Annotated in this window: 17 protein-coding genes and 1 rRNA gene; 3 read left to right on the top strand and 15 right to left on the bottom strand. The window is 70.0% G+C overall.

What is annotated here, in order from left to right:
* Positions 1-99: 99 nt before the first annotated feature.
* From AB0D59_RS12735 to AB0D59_RS12715, 5 genes are all read right to left on the bottom strand, one after another.
* The gene (locus AB0D59_RS12735; protein WP_362564214.1) at positions 100-1,806 is read right to left on the bottom strand and encodes a uroporphyrinogen-III synthase; all 1,707 of its coding nucleotides are present in this window, start codon (positions 1,804-1,806) and stop codon (positions 100-102) included.
* The gene (gene hemC / locus AB0D59_RS12730; protein WP_362564212.1) at positions 1,803-2,762 is read right to left on the bottom strand and encodes a hydroxymethylbilane synthase; all 960 of its coding nucleotides are present in this window, start codon (positions 2,760-2,762) and stop codon (positions 1,803-1,805) included. Before hemC ends, AB0D59_RS12735 begins: the two co-directional genes overlap by 4 nt.
* Complete coding sequence (locus AB0D59_RS12725; protein ID WP_362564210.1) at positions 2,759-4,453, bottom strand: glutamyl-tRNA reductase; 1,695 nt, start codon at positions 4,451-4,453, stop codon at positions 2,759-2,761. The genes hemC and AB0D59_RS12725 overlap by 4 nt, the downstream gene beginning before the upstream one ends.
* Positions 4,450-5,208 carry a redox-sensing transcriptional repressor Rex gene (locus AB0D59_RS12720; RefSeq protein WP_362564208.1) on the bottom strand — a complete coding sequence of 253 codons (759 nt, stop codon included), beginning with the start codon at positions 5,206-5,208 and terminating at the stop codon, positions 4,450-4,452. Before AB0D59_RS12720 ends, AB0D59_RS12725 begins: the two co-directional genes overlap by 4 nt.
* Before the next feature lie 280 nt (positions 5,209-5,488).
* Positions 5,489-5,764 carry a glutaredoxin family protein gene (locus AB0D59_RS12715; RefSeq protein ID WP_351741281.1) on the bottom strand — a complete coding sequence of 92 codons (276 nt, stop codon included), beginning with the start codon at positions 5,762-5,764 and terminating at the stop codon, positions 5,489-5,491.
* Between the two features lie 127 nt (positions 5,765-5,891).
* Here AB0D59_RS12715 and AB0D59_RS12710 point away from each other — a divergent pair, with 127 nt between their 5' ends.
* The 3 genes from AB0D59_RS12710 (at position 5,892) to AB0D59_RS12700 (ending at position 9,807) form a co-directional block, all read left to right on the top strand.
* Positions 5,892-6,845, top strand: coding sequence for an HAD-IB family hydrolase (locus tag AB0D59_RS12710; RefSeq protein WP_362564206.1), 954 nt, complete (start codon positions 5,892-5,894; stop codon positions 6,843-6,845).
* Positions 6,846-7,530: 685 nt separating this feature from the next.
* Positions 7,531-8,316: an ECF subfamily RNA polymerase sigma factor, BldN family gene (locus AB0D59_RS12705; protein WP_362564204.1), complete on the top strand. Its 786-nt coding sequence runs from the start codon at positions 7,531-7,533 to the stop codon at positions 8,314-8,316.
* A gap of 234 nt (positions 8,317-8,550) precedes the next feature.
* Positions 8,551-9,807, top strand: a complete 1,257-nt coding sequence (locus AB0D59_RS12700; protein ID WP_362564203.1) for a DUF5667 domain-containing protein — start codon at positions 8,551-8,553, stop codon at positions 9,805-9,807.
* 138 nt (positions 9,808-9,945) lie between these two features.
* On the opposite strand, the gene AB0D59_RS12695 is transcribed toward AB0D59_RS12700, so the two are convergent.
* From AB0D59_RS12695 to rrf, 10 genes are all read right to left on the bottom strand, one after another.
* Positions 9,946-11,025, bottom strand: coding sequence for a lysophospholipid acyltransferase family protein (locus tag AB0D59_RS12695; protein WP_362564201.1), 1,080 nt, complete (start codon positions 11,023-11,025; stop codon positions 9,946-9,948).
* Positions 11,026-11,038: 13 nt separating this feature from the next.
* On the bottom strand, positions 11,039-12,100 hold the full coding sequence (locus AB0D59_RS12690) for an NAD-dependent epimerase/dehydratase family protein (RefSeq protein WP_362564199.1): 1,062 nt from the start codon (positions 12,098-12,100) through the stop codon (positions 11,039-11,041).
* A gap of 189 nt (positions 12,101-12,289) precedes the next feature.
* Positions 12,290-12,388: an AURKAIP1/COX24 domain-containing protein gene (locus tag AB0D59_RS12685; RefSeq protein ID WP_003948845.1), complete on the bottom strand. Its 99-nt coding sequence runs from the start codon at positions 12,386-12,388 to the stop codon at positions 12,290-12,292.
* 129 nt (positions 12,389-12,517) lie between these two features.
* Positions 12,518-12,727 carry a helix-turn-helix domain-containing protein gene (locus AB0D59_RS12680; protein ID WP_177235464.1) on the bottom strand — a complete coding sequence of 70 codons (210 nt, stop codon included), beginning with the start codon at positions 12,725-12,727 and terminating at the stop codon, positions 12,518-12,520.
* 130 nt (positions 12,728-12,857) lie between these two features.
* Positions 12,858-13,673 carry a phosphatase gene (locus tag AB0D59_RS12675; protein WP_362564651.1) on the bottom strand — a complete coding sequence of 272 codons (816 nt, stop codon included), beginning with the start codon at positions 13,671-13,673 and terminating at the stop codon, positions 12,858-12,860.
* A gap of 84 nt (positions 13,674-13,757) precedes the next feature.
* Complete coding sequence (locus AB0D59_RS12670) at positions 13,758-14,930, bottom strand: acetoin utilization protein AcuC (RefSeq protein WP_362564197.1); 1,173 nt, start codon at positions 14,928-14,930, stop codon at positions 13,758-13,760.
* Entirely contained in the window at positions 14,881-16,113 is a 1,233-nt protein-coding gene (locus AB0D59_RS12665) for an MFS transporter (protein WP_362564196.1), read from the bottom strand. The genes AB0D59_RS12670 and AB0D59_RS12665 overlap by 50 nt, the downstream gene beginning before the upstream one ends.
* A 104-nt stretch (positions 16,114-16,217) precedes the next feature.
* Positions 16,218-16,952 (bottom strand): VC0807 family protein, encoded by a 735-nt coding sequence (locus tag AB0D59_RS12660; protein WP_362564194.1) that lies wholly within the window; start codon positions 16,950-16,952, stop codon positions 16,218-16,220.
* Between the two features lie 93 nt (positions 16,953-17,045).
* Positions 17,046-17,690: an HAD family hydrolase gene (locus AB0D59_RS12655; protein WP_362564192.1), complete on the bottom strand. Its 645-nt coding sequence runs from the start codon at positions 17,688-17,690 to the stop codon at positions 17,046-17,048.
* An 85-nt stretch (positions 17,691-17,775) separates the two neighbouring features.
* Positions 17,776-17,870 (bottom strand): 5S ribosomal RNA (gene rrf / locus AB0D59_RS12650); the annotation flags it as partial.

Genomic DNA, 17,870 nt, shown 5'->3' with positions numbered 1-17,870 from the left:
CGCGACCAGCCACGACGCACCGGCAGGCGAACGCCAAGGCGCACACCGCGAACGAAAGGGGGCCTGAGAGGCGAAGCCCTCAGACCCCCGCGGCCCGACTCACGTAGTGCTGCGTCGCCGCCGAGCGCCCGGCCGCCGCTCACTCGGCCGCGTCACCGGATCCCCGGCCTCCAGCGCGCTCGCGCGCCGCCGCAGCCCGAACTCCGCCAGCGCCTCCGCCAGCTTCCCGACCGACGGCTCCGGAGCCATCACGTCCACCCGCAGCCCGTGCTCCTCGGCCGTCTTGGCCGTGGCCGGACCGATGCACGCGATGACCGTCACGTTGTGCGGCTTCCCGGCGATACCCACGAGGTTCCGCACGGTGGACGACGACGTGAAGAGCACCGCGTCGAAGCCGCCGCCCTTGATCGCCTCCCGGGTGTCGGCCGGCGGCGGCGACGCCCGCACGGTCCGGTAGGCCGTGACGTCGTCCACCTCCCAGCCCAGCTCGATCAGCCCGGCGACCAGCGTCTCCGTGGCGATGTCGGCGCGCGGCAGGAACACCCGGTCGATCGGGTCGAAGACCGGGTCGTAGGGCGGCCAGTCCTCAAGGAGCCCGGCGGCGGACTGCTCGCCCGACGGCACCAGGTCCGGCTTCACGCCGAAGGCGACCAGCGCCTTCGCGGTCTGTTCGCCGACCGCCGCGACCTTGATGCCCGCGAAGGCGCGCGCGTCGAGCCCGTACTCCTCGAACTTCTCGCGTACGGCCTTGACCGCGTTCACCGAGGTGAAGGCGATCCACTCGTAGCGCCCTGTGACCAGGCCCTTGACCGCGCGCTCCATCTGCTGGGGCGTGCGCGGCGGCTCGACGGCGATCGTCGGCACCTCGTGCGGCACGGCGCCGTACGACCGCAGCTGGTCGGAGAGGGTCGCCGCCTGCTCCTTCGTCCGCGGCACGAGTACCTTCCAGCCGAACAGCGGCTTGGACTCGAACCACGACAACTGGTCGCGCTGGGCGGCGGCGGACCGCTCACCGACCACGGCTATCACCGGGCGGCCGCCGTCCGGCGAGGGCAGCGCCTTCGCCTGCTTCAGGGTCTGGGCGACCGTGCCGAGGGTGGCGGTCCAGGTCCGCTGCCGGGTGGTGGTACCGGCGACCGTGACCGTCATCGGGGTGTCCGGCTTGCGGCCGGCGGCGACCAGTTCCCCGGCGGCCGCGGCCACCGAGTCGAGGGTCGTCGACACCACGACCGTGCCGTCCGAGGCGCCGACCTCGGTCCAGCACCGGTCGGAGGCCGTACGGGCGTCCACGAAGCGGACGTCCGCGCCGTGGGCGTCCCGCAGCGGCACACCGGCGTAGGCGGGTACGCCGACCGCCGCCGCGACACCGGGCACGACCTCGAAGGGCACACCGGCGGCGGCGCAGGCGAGCATTTCCTCGGTCGCGTACGTATCCAGTCCCGGGTCCCCGGACACCGCACGGACGACCCGCCTGCCGCCTCGTGCGGCCTCCATGACAAGATGAGCCGCATCCCGCGGCGGCGGGAGCGCAGCGGTCGTTGACGCTCCGTCAACAACCGTGAGTTGAGGCGTGCCTGTGCCCTGATACGGGTCCGACGAGGAACCCGGATTCATGGGTACGACGGAGACGCCCTGCCTGGCGTGGGCCCTGATCACGTCGAGCACGTCGTGCTCGGCGACCAGGACGTCCGCGCTGGACAGTGCCTCCACGGCACGCAAGGTCAGCAGCCCCGGATCCCCGGGTCCGGCACCCAGGAAGGTGACGTGCCCGTGTTCAAGGCCGGCGGGAAGGTTGGTGGGGCTCACTGTGCTCGCTCCCCCATCAGACCGGCCGCGCCCTGGGCAAGCATCTCGGTGGCGAGTTCGCGACCGAGCGCCGTCGCCTGGTCGTTTGTCTCGGGCACGGGACCGGTGGTGGACATCTGCACCATCCGTGTGCCATCGGTCGTGCCGACGACGCCACGCAGGCGCATTTCCTTGACAATCTGCCCGTCGGCCAGAAGGTCGGCAAGTGCGCCCACAGGGGCGGAGCAGCCGGCCTCCAGGGCGGCGAGCAGTGATCGCTCGGCGGTCACGGCGGTCCGCGTGAACGGGTCGTCGAGTTCCCCGAGCGCGGCGATCAGCGACGCGTTGTCCGCGGCGCATTCGATCGCCAGTGCCCCCTGGCCGGGGGCGGGCAGAACCGTGTCGACCGACAGGAAGTCGGTCACCTCGTCGATGCGGCCGATGCGGCTGAGTCCCGCCGCGGCCAGCACCACGGCATCGAGCTCGCCGTCGTGTATGTATCCGATCCGGGTGTCGACGTTCCCCCGGATCGGTACGGTCTCGATGTCGAGCCCGTGGGTGCGCGCGTACGCGTTCAGCTGCGCCATGCGGCGCGGCGAACCGGTGCCGATGCGCGCACCGCGCGGCAGGTCGGTGAACTTCAGCGCGTCCCGGGCGACGATCACGTCACGCGGGTCCTCGCGTACCGGTACGGCGGCCAGGACCAGGTCCTCGGGCTGCGTGGTCGGGAGGTCCTTGAGCGAGTGAACCGCGAAGTCGACCTCACCGCGCAGCAGCGCGTCCCGCAGGGCGGTCACGAAGACACCCGTGCCGCCGATCTGTGCGAGGTGCTCGCGGGAGGTGTCGCCGTAGGTGGTGATCTCGACGAGCTCGACGGGCCGTCCGGTCACCTGGCTCACGGCTTCCGCCACTCGCCCGGACTGGGCCAGGGCGAGTCTGGATCGCCTGGTCCCCAGTCGCAGTGGGTTGTCACTCATTCCGGTCGGTCCTTCTTGTCTGTGCTGTCCACGGCCCGGGAGACGGAGGCCACCGTCTCGGGGTCGAGGTCGAACAGGGTCCGCAGCGCGTCCGCGTACCCGGCGCCGCCGGGCTCCGCCGCCAGCTGCTTGACCCGTACCGTCGGCGCGTGCAGGAGCTTGTCGACGACCCGGTTCACGGCCTGCCGGATCTCCCCGCGCTGCCGTTCGTCCAGGTCGGGCAGGCGCCCGTCGAGCCGCGCGATCTCACCGGCCATCACGTCGGCGGCCATGGTGCGCAGCGCGACCACGGTCGGCGTGATGTGCGCGGCCCGCTGTGCCGCCCCGAAGGCGGCCACCTCGTCGGCGACGATCCGTCGTACCTGGTCCACGTCGGCCGCCATGGGGGCGTCCGCGGACGCCTCCGCCAGCGACTCGATGTCCACCAGCCGCACCCCGGCCAGCCGGTGCGCGGCGGCGTCGATGTCGCGGGGCATGGCGAGGTCGAGGAGGAAGAGCGCGGGGGCGGGCCGGGCGAAGCTCGCGACCGGCTCGGGCCTGCGCAGTTCGGGGATGCGCCCCACCCGGGCGGCGGCCGCGGCGAGCGCGCCGATCAGCTCCGCCTCGGCCTCGGGCGTACGGCGCCCGGCCTCCCGGATGTCGACGGTGCCGTTGTCCACCCAGGCGGCGTGCTGCTCCAGCTCGGCGGCGGCCATGCCGGCGACGGCGGCCTCGCCCATCACGGAGAAACCGCTCTGTTCGGCCGTGAGGTCGAGCGGGCAGTTCTCGTCGGCGCCGAGGCCGGCGGCGGGGAGCTTCGGGGAGCTCTGCGCGGGACGGTCGTCCTCGATCTGGGCGACCGGCTCACCGGTACGTCCCTCGACCGCCGCGGCGACCGCCTCGGCGGTCAGCACCAGTCCGGTGGCCCCGGTGCAGGAGACGGCGACGTCGGCACGTGTCAGCTCGACCGGCACCGAGTCCATCGGTACCGCGCGGGCCACCACGTCCGTGTCGTCGCTGTCGTTCAGGATCTGGGCGAGGCGCTCGGCGCGGTCGTACGTCCGGTTCGCCACGACGATCTCCGCGACGCCCGCCCGGGCCAGCGTGGCGGCGGCCAGCGAGGACATCGAGCCGGCGCCGATGACCAGCGCCTTCCGGCCCTTGGCCCAGGCCTCGACGTCGGTACCGGCGGCGAGCTGTTCCAGGCCGAAGGTGACCACGGACTGTCCGGCCCGGTCGATCCCGGTCTCGGAGTGGGCGCGTTTGCCGACCCTCAGCCCCTGCTGGAAGAGGTCGTTCATCAGCCGGCCGGCGCTGTGCAGTTCCTGCGCCAGGGCGAGCGAGTCCTTGATCTGCCCGAGGATCTGCCCTTCGCCCACGACCATCGAGTCCAGCCCGCAGGCCACCGAGAACAGATGGTGGACGGCCCGGTCCTCGTAGTGCACGTAGAGATAAGGGGTGAGCTCGTCGAGGCCGACCCCGCTGTGCTGGGCGAGCAGCGTGGACAGCTCGGCGACTCCGGCGTGGAACTTGTCCACGTCGGCGTAGAGCTCGATGCGGTTGCAGGTGGCGAGCACCGCGGCCTCGCCGGCCGGTTCGGCGGCGACCGTGTCCTGGACCAGCTTGACCTGGGCGTCCGTGGCGAGCGCGGCCCGTTCCAGGACGCTGACCGGGGCGCTTCGGTGGCTCAGCCCGACGACGAGGAGACTCATGCCGGCATCACGGCGGGTACGTCCCCGTCGGGTCCCTGCTCGGTGGGGTCCTGGTGAGCGGCGGCGACGGGCGGAACCGTCGCTTCGTGCTCCTCGCCGGCCTTGCGCTGCTCGTGGAAGGCGAGGATCTGCAGCTCGATGGAGAGGTCGACCTTGCGCACGTCGACGCCGTCCGGGACGGTCAGCACGGTGGGCGCGAAGTTCAGGATGGAGGTCACACCGGCGGCCACGAGCCGGTCACAGACCTGCTGGGCGGCACCGGCGGGCGTGGCGATGACCCCGATCGACACACCGTTGTCGGTGATGATCTTCTCAAGGTCGTCGGTGTGCTGCACCGGAATACCCGCGACCGGCTTTCCGGCCATCGCCGGGTCGGCGTCTATCAGGGCCGCGACCCGGAAGCCGCGGGAGGCGAAGCCGCCGTAGTTGGCGAGAGCGGCGCCGAGGTTACCGATACCGACGATCACGACCGGCCAGTCCTGGGTCAGGCCCAGCTCACGGGAGATCTGGTAGACGAGATACTCGACGTCGTAGCCGACACCGCGCGTTCCGTACGAGCCCAGGTAGGAGAAGTCCTTGCGCAGCTTCGCGGAGTTGACCCCCGCGGCGGCCGCCAGCTCCTCGGAGGAGACCGTGGGGACCGAGCGCTCCGACAGTGCGGTCAGCGCCCGGAGGTACAGCGGAAGCCTGGCGACGGTGGCCTCGGGGATCCCTCGGCTGCGGGTCGCCGGTCGGTGAGTTCGGCCAGTTGCCACGGTGCTCCTGCGGGTAGAGCGGGGCTGCGGACGGTCACACGTTCCCAGACCGCCCCGTCGACAGCAGGCTATGTCTTTGTGAACGCGTGCACAAAGATGGTGTCCGATTTGCCCGGCCAACGTGACCGGGGTCACGCACCCCCGGCGCAGTCGCGGGGAACCGGCGTACAGGCGCTCGCGCTCCATCTCGGATGGGGGCAAAACAGTACACACTCCTCACGAATCCCGCCCCCGAGACCAAGCTGCCGTCGATCCTAAGCGACTTTCCGGCCCGTTTGGACTAGTCAGTCAGTGCCTTGCGGAGGCGCTCTTCGTTCACACGCCAGAAGGTGTGCTGTTCACCGTCGACGAGTACGACCGGAATCTGCTCCCAGTACAGATCGTGCAGTTGCGAATCCTGGGTGATGTCCTTCCCTTCCCAGGGCACCCCCAGCTCGCCGCACACCTTCTCGACCACGACCTGTGCGTCATCGCACAAATGACAACCCGGCTTACGGATCAGAGTGACCAAACGCGCACGAGACGCAGGCGCCTTGCGGCCGAAGAGAGGACTCATGCGGTCCATTCTCCCGCCCTGCCACGCCCTGTTCGACGCCTTGTTTAACGGACCGGTCGCGGAGAGTTCACACCCATCCAACTCCCGCGACTCCGGGACCACCGAACAAACTGGCTATGCTCACGACATGGCCGCTCTCGGATGGCTCACTCCCCGTAGGCGCTCCGCCACGGCGCGGAGCGTGTTGGCAGGCGAGGCCTCGGCGGAGGCCGCGCGCAAGAGCCAGGAAGCCCTGGCCGAGGACGCGTCGACCCCGGCCGACGGCACCTTGTCCACGGACGCCGGAGAACCGGACTTCCCGGTGCTCGGCGACACCAAGGCCGCCGCGTTCTTCGACCTCGACAACACGGTCATGCAGGGCGCCGCGATCTTCCACTTCGGCCGGGGCCTGTACAAGCGGAAGTTCTTCGAGACCCGCGACCTGGCGAAGTTCGCCTGGCAACAGGCGTGGTTCCGGCTGGCCGGCGTCGAGGACCCGCAGCACATCCAGGACGCGCGGGACTCCGCCCTCTCCATCGTCAAGGGCCACCGGGTCGCCGAGCTCCAGACCATCGGCGAGGAGATCTACGACGAGTACATGGCCGAGCGCATCTGGCCCGGCACCCGCGCCCTCGCCCAGGCCCACCTGGACGCGGGCCAGAAGGTGTGGCTCGTCACAGCGGCGCCGGTGGAGATCGCCGGCGTGATCGCCCGCCGCCTGGGCCTGACGGGAGCGCTCGGCACGGTCGCCGAGTCGGTCAACGGCATCTACACGGGCAAGCTGGTCGGCGAGCCCCTGCACGGTCCGGCGAAGGCCGAGGCGGTACGCGCCCTGGCCGCCGCCGAGGGCCTGGACCTCTCCCGCTGCGCGGCCTACAGCGACTCCCACAACGACATCCCGATGCTGTCCCTGGTCGGCCATCCGTACGCCATCAACCCGGACACGAAGCTGCGCAAGCACGCGCGGGAGATGGACTGGCGCCTGCGCGACTACCGCACGGGCCGCAAGGCGGCGAAGGTGGGCATCCCGGCGGCGGCCGGGGTGGGAGCGGTGGCCGGTGGCACGGCGGCGGCGATCGCGCTGAGCCGACGGCGCCGGTAGCACGGGCGTGCCCGGCGGGACATGTCTGGCGGGACGTGCCTAGGGGGACATGCCTGGGGGACGTGGCTGACGGAACGACGCCGTAGGACTGCGGACCGTGTCCCGTCCGCGGGTATGTGAGGGCTGACCGCGCAGTTCCCCGCGCCCCTGACGGGGCGCTGCCCAGCCGCGTCTCAGTCTCCATAGTCACGGGCCCGGCTGCCGGCCGACCCAGCCTGCGGGCAGTCGCGCCTTCCCCCAGCGCCCTTGAGTGCCCGGGAGGCGCCCGCAGGCGGCACGGGTGGGCGCCGGGGGTACCCCCTCTGAGGGTGGGCACCCTGCCGGCGCCGGTAAGCGGCACCCCCGCCTGCCCCCACCCTCTCGCGCCCTCCCGCACCCGAACACCCCGGCGCCCCGAACTTCGCGCCCCAAACCTCGCGCGCCCGAATTATCGCGCCGCCATCCCAACACGCCCTCGACTCCGCCTCAACACGCATCTTTCTGATCAACAACCGATCACCCTGCGGCACTTGAACCACCCCAAATCGGTTACAGAAGCGACGCAATCGATGATTTGAGCAACTCGGTGTAGCAGTGCCTGCACGAAGCGTTATTCTCCTCAGACGCAAACCGGTACCCCTCCGTCGCTACGACGGGTGAAAGGTTCCGTACTGCACGTGATGGAAGCTCTGCCTCTGGGAGTCCCGTGTACCCACACGTCGGGGTTGACGCCTCGGGCCTGGCTACGCTGCGCGCAACTGTCGCAACGGTCAAAGAGACGCTGCGCGGCCTTGTCCCGACCGCGTACGCCGTCCCCGCCCTCGCCACCGCCGCACCGATCGGCCCGTGCTACGCACTGGCCGACGGCAGTGCGGCCGTCGGCAGACGCGGCCGTGCCACCGGCACCGCCGCGACCACCGCCCGTCGCCCGGCCGCGGACAGCGACAGCGCCCGGATGATGGACCTCGTGGAGCGCGCCCAGGCCGGCGAGTCCGACGCCTTCGGCCGCCTCTACGACCAGTACAGCGACACCGTGTACCGCTACATCTACTACCGCGTCGGCGGCAAGGCGACCGCCGAGGACCTCACCAGTGAGACGTTCCTGCGCGCCCTGCGAAGGATCGGCACCTTCACCTGGCAGGGCCGCGACTTCGGCGCCTGGCTGGTCACCATCGCCCGCAACCTGGTCGCCGACCACTTCAAGTCGAGCCGTTTCCGGCTGGAGGTCACCACCGGCGAGATGCTCGACGCCAACGAGGTCGAGCGCTCCCCGGAGGACTCCGTCCTGGAGTCCCTCTCGAACGCGGCACTCCTGGACGCCGTACGACGACTCAATCCCCAGCAGCAGGAGTGTGTGACGCTCCGCTTCCTCCAGGGCCTCTCGGTCGCCGAGACCGCCCGCGTGATGGGCAAGAACGAGGGCGCCATCAAGACCCTCCAGTACCGGGCCGTGCGCACTCTCGCCCGGCTCCTCCCGGACGACGCACGCTGAGCCGGGCACGCTCGGCAACACCCAACTCACGTTCGGTGAAAGCCTGTTGCCTTTCTCAGTCGATCACCGGTCGTCCGTAACCCAAGTGCCGAGCCGCTCGTTGTGCGGGATACAGGCTCCCTGTGGTCACGTCCAGCAAGACCCTGATCACACGATCGTGTGGATCGGTCGAGGGCGTGCAACCCTCAGGACCCCCTGGGGAGTCGACCGTCATGACGAGAGGAGGTGCCGCCAGTGATCGCGAACGTATCGGCGCACCGGCGGGCGAACGCCTTCGCCCAGGCCCTGGAGGAGCAGCCCGACCGGGACCCGGCGGCCGAGCGGTCCGAGGTGTCGGCGGGCGATCCGCCGGCCACGCCGGACCGGGCCGAACGGACCGAGCCGGGCGAGCTGTTGGCCCTGGCGACAGGGCTCGCCGAGCTGCCCAAGCCGGTGCTCGACCCGGAGGTCAAGGTCGTCCACCGCGCCCAGCTGGTCGCCGCGATGGAGGCCATGCTGGCGGAGGGCACCCTGGGCGGGGCGGCGGACGCGTCGCTTCCCGAGCAGCGCTCCCACCGGTCCAAGGGCGCACACCGGGCCAGTCCACTGGGCAAACTGCGACCGCGTTCCCGGCTCACCAAGGGGCTGGCCGCGGGCGGCCTGAGCGTCGGCGTGGCCGCCGGAGCCTTCGGCGGGGTCGCCGCCGCCAGCTCCGGCGCCCTGCCCGGCGACTCGCTGTACGGCCTCAAACGCGGCATCGAGGACTTCAGGCTCAACTATCTGACCGACGGCGACGACCAGCGCGGCCAGACCTACCTCGACCAGGCCTCGACCAGGCTCATGGAGGCCCGCCGGCTGATGGAGCGTGATCGCGGCGGCCATCTCGACCACGAGTCCATCGGCGAGATCCGCCGCACCCTGTCCGGTATGCAGCACGACGTCACCGAGGGCCACCGGCTGCTGCACGAGGCCTACGAGCGCGATCCGAACTCGCTGGGCCCCATGCAGGCACTGTCCGTCTTCGCCCAGTCCCACCGCGAGGTCTGGGGCGCACTGCGCGACAGGCTCCCGGTCCAGCTCGGGGACGTCAGCCAGCAGGTGTCGTCGGTCTTCGACGCCATAGACGAAGAGGTCGCCCCGCTGCAGTCCCTGCTCCCCCAGCCGCCCCAGGAGACCGGCGGCGGCACCGGCAGGCAGGGCTCCGGCACGGCGTCCACCGGCACCTCCGGCAGCCACCGGTCGACGGCCCCGTCGTCCTCGGACAGCTCCTCCTCGGGCCACGGGTCCGGCACCGGCAGCCCCAGCGGCTCGGCATCCGGCAGCGCCGACGACAGCCTGATCGGCGGCGCCGCGGGCGGCCTCCTGGACCCCCCGAAGACCGGGAGTTCGGGCGGCGGCAGCAGCGCCTCGCCGTCGAAGAGCCCGACCAGCGAACCGGACGTCACCCTGCCCCCGCTCCTCCCCGGCCTCCTGCCGGGCCTGGGCATCGACAGCGAGGATGCCGGCAACTAGTCAACGAGGCCGCAGCCCCGCGCCCCCAAGCGGCGAAGCCGCCGCTTGGGGGCGCGGGGCTGCATCAATGTGCGGCTTCACCGCGTGGGCGCGACCAGCCCCCACCCAGCCCGCACGCGACACTCAACGCATCGCACCTCAGAAGAAGACCGACCTCCGCTGCACAAGCAACTTGTACAGCGTGTGCTGGATCTGCTCCCGCACCTGATCCGTCAGATTGAACATCAGCATCGGATCCTCGGCCGCCTCCGCCGGATAGCCGTCCGTACGGATCGGCTCCCCGAACTGAATCGTCCACTTCGTCGGCAGCGGAACCGCCCCGAGCGGCCCGAGCCAGGGAAACGTCGGCGTCAGCGGAAAGTAGGGGATCCCCAGCACCCGGGCCAGCGTCTTCGCGTTGCCGAGCATCGGGTAGATCTCCTCGGCCCCCACGATCGAGCAGGGAACGATCGGCGCCCCCTGCCGCAGCGCGGTCGACACGAACCCGCCCCGCCCGAACCGCTGGAGCTTGTACCGCTCGCTGAACGGCTTCCCGATGCCCTTGAACCCCTCCGGCATCACCCCGACCAGCTCACCCTGCCCCAGCAGCCGCTCGGCGTCCTCCGCGCACGCGAGCGTGTGTCCGAGCTTGCGCGCCAGTTCGTTCACCACCGGCAGCACGAAGACCAGGTCGGCCGCCAGCAGCCTGAGGTGACGATTCGCCGGGTGATGGTCGTGCACGGCGACCTGCATCATCAGCCCGTCCATCGGCAGCGTCCCGGAGTGGTTGGCGACGATCAGAGCACCGCCCTCGGCCGGGATGTTCTCCATGCCCTTCACCTCGACGCGGAAGTACTTCTCGTACACCGGCCGCAGCATGGACATCAGGACCTGGTCGGTCAGCTCCTCGTCGTACCCGAAGTCGTCGACCTCGTAGTCCCCGGTCAGCCGCCGGCGCAGAAACGCGAGACCGCGTGCGACGCGCTGCTCCAGGCCGGCGTCGTCGCGCGGCTCCTCCACGCCCGTCTCAGGGCTCTCCCGGGTCACATGGACATCTTCCTGCGCGGGGATCCGCCCGGCGAGAGGCTGGACCTCACGCACCATCCCGGACTCGCGCACCACCGCCTGCTCGCCGCCGCCCTTGCGCCGGTTCCCCGGCCCCCGGCGCCGGGCCGGCCGCTGCACGGCAGCCCCGCGGGACCGGTCGTCGTCGAACGGAATGACCTTGGCGTCCGCCATCGTGTTGCGCTCCTCAGTTGGCGCTCTGCGTCGGTGTCTTCCCGCCGCTCAGGACGGGCAGGGCGGCGATCCGGTCGACGGCGGCGGCCACCGCCTGCGGCGGCAGCAGCCCCGTGGCCTGGGCGCGCACGAAGTCCGCGAACGTCTGCGCCGTCGTGTACTTCGGCCGGAATCCCAGCGTCTCGCGCATCTGGTCGGTGGCGACCACCCGGCCGTGCGTCAGCAGCCGGATCTGCTCGGGCGAGAAGTCGCTCATGCCGAGCGTCCGCACCAGGGACCCGGCCCAGGTGACCGCCGGCAGCAGCAACGGCACGGTGGGCCGTCCCAACCGTCGCGAACACTGCGAGAGCAACAGCACACCGTCGCCCGCGATGTTGAACGTGCCGCTGTTCAGGGTCCCCCGCGCCGGCTCGTGCGAGGCGATCCGCAGGACGTCGATCACATCGTCCTCGTGCACGAACTGCAGCCGGGGGTCGTATCCGAAGACGGTGGGCAGCACGGGGAGGGAGAAGTAGGAGGCGAGCGGAGTATCGGCGGTCGGCCCGAGGATATTGGCGAACCGCAGCACACACACGGCCACGTCCGGCCGCCTTCGCGCGAACCCCCGCACGTACCCCTCCACCTCCACCGTGTCCTTGGCGAACCCGCCACTGGGCAGCGATTTCGGCGGGGTCGTCTCCGTGAAGACGGCGGGATCCTTCGGCGCGGAGCCGTACACGTTCGTACTGGACTTGATCACCAGCCGCTTGACGACCGGCGACTTCTGGCAGGCGCCCAGCAGCTGCATGGTCCCGATGACGTTGGTCTCTTTGACGGTGGCCCGGCTCCCGCTGCCGAGCGGCGTACCGGTCACGTCCATGTGGACGACGGTGTCGGCGCCGGTCTCGGCCAGGATGCGGGCGATGGTCGGCTGGCGGATGTCGGTCTGGATGAAGTCCGCCCCGCCCAGATGGTGCTCCGGCGGCACCGCGTCCACGGCGACGACCCGGTCCACTTCGGGGTCACGTTGGATCCGTCGTACGAACCGGCCCCCAAGCTGACGGGCCACTCCGGTCACCAGCACGACCTTCCCCAAGATCAGCGCCCTTCTTCCGTGTTCCCGTAGTACCCGTAGTTCCCGTATGCGGGCCAACTTAGCGGGTTGATGTTGCCCTGGCATGACCCCCAGCAGGCCAGGGCGAGCCGTCGCGGCCGGAAAATGCGTATGGCCCCCCACCGTACTGGTGGGGGGCCATACACAAGCTCTCGCGGCTCGGCGCCGTAATTACTTCTTGTTACGGCGCTGAACGCGCGTGCGCTTGAGCAGCTTGCGGTGCTTCTTCTTGGCCATCCGCTTGCGCCGCTTCTTGATAACAGAGCCCACGACTACCCTCGCTCACTTCTCATCACTCGGTGCTGGGCGCCATGGGCCCATACGACCTACGAGGGGCTAGCCTACCCGCCCGAGCGCTGAGGTCGTAATCGAGGTGCTCCGGGTATCCCGAAACCGTCGTCAGGCGGTCTCCACCCCCACATAGCTGTCGCGAAGGTACTCGTGTACCGCTTGCTCGGGGACGCGGAAGGACCGCCCCACCCGGATCGCGGGCAGATGACCGCTGTGCACCAGCCGGTACACGGTCATCTTCGACACTCGCATCACCGCGGCGACCTCCGCCACGGTAAGGAACACAACCTCGTTGAGAGGCCTCTCGCCAGCTGCCATGACACACCTGAACCTTCCGCACTCGACGGGCCACCGGCTTCCCCTTCCGGTGACTCTTCGTCGTTGCGTGCTCACTCCCCAATGTAGGGGCGGGTGATGCGAGTGGGGAAGAGGTGCACCCATCGGCGGCCTACTGTGACAGACACGCTCGATTGAGTACGTAGCGGGTAAGCGGCGTGTAGCAATCGGACCGCACGCCGTCATCAACCGGAACGGCGACGGACACGACCCCCTCGACCTCGCCCACGAAGAGCGCGGGGTCATCCGTATCCGCCAGCCCAATGGCCTCAAACCCGAGCTGACCAGCACCGCAGACCCACCCGTGGTCCCCCACCACCAGCTCGGGCAACGGTCCGCCGCCGCCAGCCGCCGCATCCAGCGCCACCCGAACCGGCAGCGGTGAGTGCGTGTGCGTACCCGGCGCACAACCGGGGCGTTCACCTCCCGATTCCCGCACCAACCCGACACCTTGTACGTAATCAAGGTTGCACGTACGTAGACCGAACCGGGTCGTTATGTCGACACAGCGACCCTGCGCGGGGGTGAGGACCTCACACCCCGCCGCCGACAACGCGTCCGCGAGACCGGCGTAGAAGCCGATCAGCCGATGCGGATGTCCGGTCCCGAACAACACGGGCGCCCGCCGCCGGGCAACATCCCCCACCCGCTCCGCGAAGGAATCCAGCGCGGCGACGGTCAGCTCCGGATCGATCACATCATGCCCTGAAACGCACCGAGGATCGTCCGAAACCCCACACTTGCCCGCCATCAACCGAACTAAATCCCGCTCAGTCCACACGCCTTGCGGATCAATACCGATCAACACCCGAGGATCCCGATCCGCGAACAGCCGATAACGCCGAAGACTCCGCTCCCGAGAGGAAGCCACCACCCCCGCCAGCCCCACAGCCACCAGGTAATCCCGAAGCCCACCGCCACTCGACACGCCAGAGATAGTGACGGACCCAGCCGCCCAAAAGCCCCAGAACCAGAGGAACACCCCACGGTTGGCGTAACGATCCACCAGCCCCTACGCCAACAGCCCCCGCAGCGGGTACACAGCCCGCCGAGTAGCCAGCACCGCCTGGTCCAGGCGATCAGCGGGGTCGTAGCCCGCCTCCCACTCCGCCCACCCCACCGGCCACCGCCCGTCCGTCATCCGGCCGGGCCCCAACTGCCGGGTCCGGGCGAACACTTCCTGCCGCCACCTCTCGGGAACCAGCGTCTCGGGCGCGATCTCCCGCCCCGCGGCGATGGCCACCAGATGCGTCCACGACCGGGGCACGACATCCACCACCTCGTACCCCCCGCCCCCCAACGCGACCCACTTCCCCCCGGCGTACTCGTGCGCCAGCTCATGGCAGGCGACCTGCACAGCCCGCTGCGCATCCAGCGAAACGGCGAGATGCGCCAACGGATCCTCGAAGTGCGTATCGGCGCCGTGCTGGGTCACCAGCACCTGCGGCCGGAAGTCGGCGACCAGCTCCGGCACGACCGCGTGGAACGCCCGCAACCACCCCGCGTCCCCGGTCCCCGCCGGCAGCGCCACGTTCACCGCGGAGCCCTCCCCGGCCCCGGCCCCCACCTCGGTCGGCCACCCGGTCCCCGGGAACAACGTACGGGGATGCTCATGCAGCGAGATCGTCAGAACCCGCGGATCCTCCCAGAACGCGGCCTGCACCCCGTCCCCGTGATGCACGTCGACGTCGACATAGGCGACCCGCTCGGCCCCGAGCTCCAGCAGCCGGGCGATGGCGAGCGAGGCGTCGTTGTAGATACAGAACCCGGAAGCCGCCCCCGGCATCGCGTGATGCAACCCGCCCGCGAAGTTCACGGCGTGATCGACGTCTCCCCGCCACACGGCCTCCGCCGCCCCCACCGACTGCCCCGCGATCAACGCGGACACCTCGTGCATCCCGGCGAACGCGGGATCGTCCGCCGTCCCCAGCCCGTACGACTGATCAGCCGCCGCGGGATCGGCCGAGGCCGCCTTCACCGCCTCGACATAGTCCTCCCGGTGCACCAGCCGCAGCGTCGACTCCCCGGCCGGCTTCGCCGCGACGACGTCCACCACCCGGTCGAGCTCGAACGCATCGACCAGTCTCCGGGTCAACGCCAGCCGGACCGGGTCCATCGGATGACCCGGGCCGAAGTCATAGCCCGTTACTGCCTCGTCCCACATCAGCTGTGCGCGGCCGCTCATGCCCGCCACCGTATCGGTCCGGTTGAGTCGCGAACGAACGGGCGTACACCAACGTCACCAGCACCAACACCATCGGCACCAGCATCGCCCCGCGATAGCTCCACGCGTCGCCCAGGGCACCCACCAACGGCGAACCGATCAGGAACCCGACGTAGTTGAAGATGTTCAGCCGGGCGATGGCCGCATCCGAATCCCCCGGGAACAACCGCCCTGCCGCCGCGAAGGTCTGCGGCACCAGCACGCACAACCCCAGCCCCAGCAGGGTGAACCCGGCCATCCCGACCCACGCCCCGGACGCCCCCGCCACCACCGCGAACCCGACCGCCGCCACCAGCGCCCCCAGCCGTACGACCGCCACGGCTCCGAACCGCCGTACCCCGAAGTCCCCGATGGCCCGCCCGACCAGCGTGGTCACCATGTACACGTTGTACGGCACAGTGGCCAGCTGCTCGCTGCTCCCCAGCACGTCCTTCAGGTACTTCGCACTCCAGTTGGAGACGGTCGAGTCCCCGATGTAGGCGAACGTCATCACCAGACACAGCGGCAGCAGCAGCTTGAAGACGACACCACCGCCCGCACCGGCGCCCGCACCGGCGCTCATCCCGTCCTCGGCGTCCTCCGCCGGCTTGCCGTCCACATACCAACGGCTCGCCACCAGCGCGGCCGGCAACAGCACCGCGACGACCGGCAGGTACGACACCCACAGCGCGAGATGCCAGTGCGCCCCCACCCAGGCCAGCGAGGCGCCCAGAATCCCGCCCAGGCTGTAGGCGGCATGAAAGCTGAGCATGATGCTGCGTCCGTACGACCGCTGCAGGCTCACCCCGAGCATGTTCATCGAGGCGTCCAACGCCCCGACCGCCAGCCCGAACGCGGCCAGCGCGACGGCCAGCTCGGCCACCTGTCCGCCGGCTCCGACGCCGAGCAGCGCCAGCATCACCACGGGCTGGGACCAGCGCAGCAGCCGGCTCGGCCGTATCCGCTTCACCAACTGCTCGGTGGTCACACTGCCGACGCCGGCCAGGATCGGCACGGCGGCGAGAAAGACCGGCAGCAGGGCGTCGGAGACGCCGTACCGGTCCTGGATGGCGGGGATGCGCGTCACGAGCAGCGCGAAAGTGGCGCCCTGCGTGAAGAAGCTGAACGCCAACGAGGCCCTACCGCGCCGCAGCACATCTGTCATGGCGGCGAGCGTAGGGCCCCGGCGTACTCGTGGGTAGATCCAGCCAAAGATGAATTTCCTTCAGCTTTACCTTCGGCAGCTCCAGCGGTTTCAGTCCAGCAGTGTCAGGCGGCGACAGCCACCTCACGCTTCACGCTGTCCTCCGCCTCCTCCGCGGCCTTCACCTCGGCGGAGATCATCCGGGCCATCGGCTCGGCGGCGAGCCCGCCGCTCACCACCATCCCGATCCCGATCGCGCTGACCAGGATGACCGTGCCGAGCCACACCATGGTGTCCACGGGCAGCGTGTACGCCCCCACGATCCGCACCACACACTCGGCGAGCAGCAGCACGCCCCACACGAGAGAGTAGACCCGCTCCGACCGCCGGAACGAGGCGGACCCGGACCGCAGCCGCTCGAAGGCCGACTCCCTGGCCGCGTCGCCCTTCAGCACGAACGGCTTGAGCCCCTCGGTCATCATCGGCCGGCCCATCGCCACCGACACCAGGATGGCGATCCCGATCGCGCTGCTGACCCCGCTGTCCTTGGCGAGCATCAGCCGCGGGTCGCCGGAGACGAAGCTCAGCGCCAGCGAGACCAGGTTCACCAGCAGGATGAGCCCCGCGAACGCGTTGCCCCGACGCTCCTTGACCACGCTCCACACCGTCCGCAGGGCCGGCACCACACTGCTCCAGGCGAGCGCCGCGAAGGTGCTCATCCCGAAGGCGCCCTTGAAGAGGTAGTACGACCCGAGGGGAACCGCCACGTCCACGATCAGCGGCTTGAAGTTCTCCAGCACGCTGGGCTGCTGCTTGTCCTGGTTGCTGTACCGGGCCCCGGCGTTCGTCGTCTTCGTCATGCTCTCAGCTTCGCGTCCGGACGGGGTTCCCCAGTAGAAACGATCGTCCGTAGCTCGGCATGACAATTGTCAGCCCCGCCGTGCTGCCGTCAGTCATTCCAGCAGGTCAGCCAAGTGCCCCGGGTCGGAGAAGAGTTGCGTGGCCCCCCGCAGCCGGTCGGCCGGCGTCATCGCCGTGAACCCGTACACGTCCATACCGGCCGCGACAGCGGCCTGCACACCCAGCGGACTGTCCTCCACGACGGCACAACGCCCCGGCGCGACCCCCATCCGCTCGGCCGCGTACAGGAAGAGGTCCGGCGCCGGCTTCCCCCTCCCCACGTCCTGCGAGCTGAAGATCCGCGACTCGTCGAACCACCGGTCGAGCCCGGTCGTCCGATGCCCCACCCGAATCCGCTCATGACTCCCGGACGACGCCACGCAGTACGGCACCCCGTCGGCCGCCAGCCGCTCAAGCACCTCCGCCACCCCGGCGACGGGCTTCAACTCCGCCTCGAAGGCGGCGAACACCCGCGCATGGAAGACGTCGTCGAAGTCGTCGGGCAGCCGCTGCCCGGTGCGCTCCTGGACGAGGTCATGGATCCGGTGCATCGCGGATCCCATGTAGTCCCGTATGGACTCCTCGTAGGAGGTGGGATGCCCGAGCTCGGTGAGGTAGGCGGCCAGGAGCCGGTTGGAGATGGGCTCACTGTCGACGAGGACGCCGTCGTTGTCGAAGATAACCAGGTCGTAGCGCATACCACCGAGCTTAAACGCACCCACAAACACGGCCGTAAACGCAGAAAGGCCCACGCCATGACGGCGTGGGCCTTTCCTAAAATTTGTTCGGCGGTGTCCTACTCTCCCACAGGGTCCCCCCTGCAGTACCATCGGCGCTGTAAGGCTTAGCTTCCGGGTTCGGAATGTAACCGGGCGTTT

It is taken from the genome of Streptomyces sp. NPDC048417, from assembly GCF_040651615.1.
In the GTDB taxonomy this organism is placed as follows: domain Bacteria; phylum Actinomycetota; class Actinomycetes; order Streptomycetales; family Streptomycetaceae; genus Streptomyces.
Note: the sequence above shows the minus strand (reverse complement) of the source record. Positions and strands in the feature narration are given on the sequence as shown.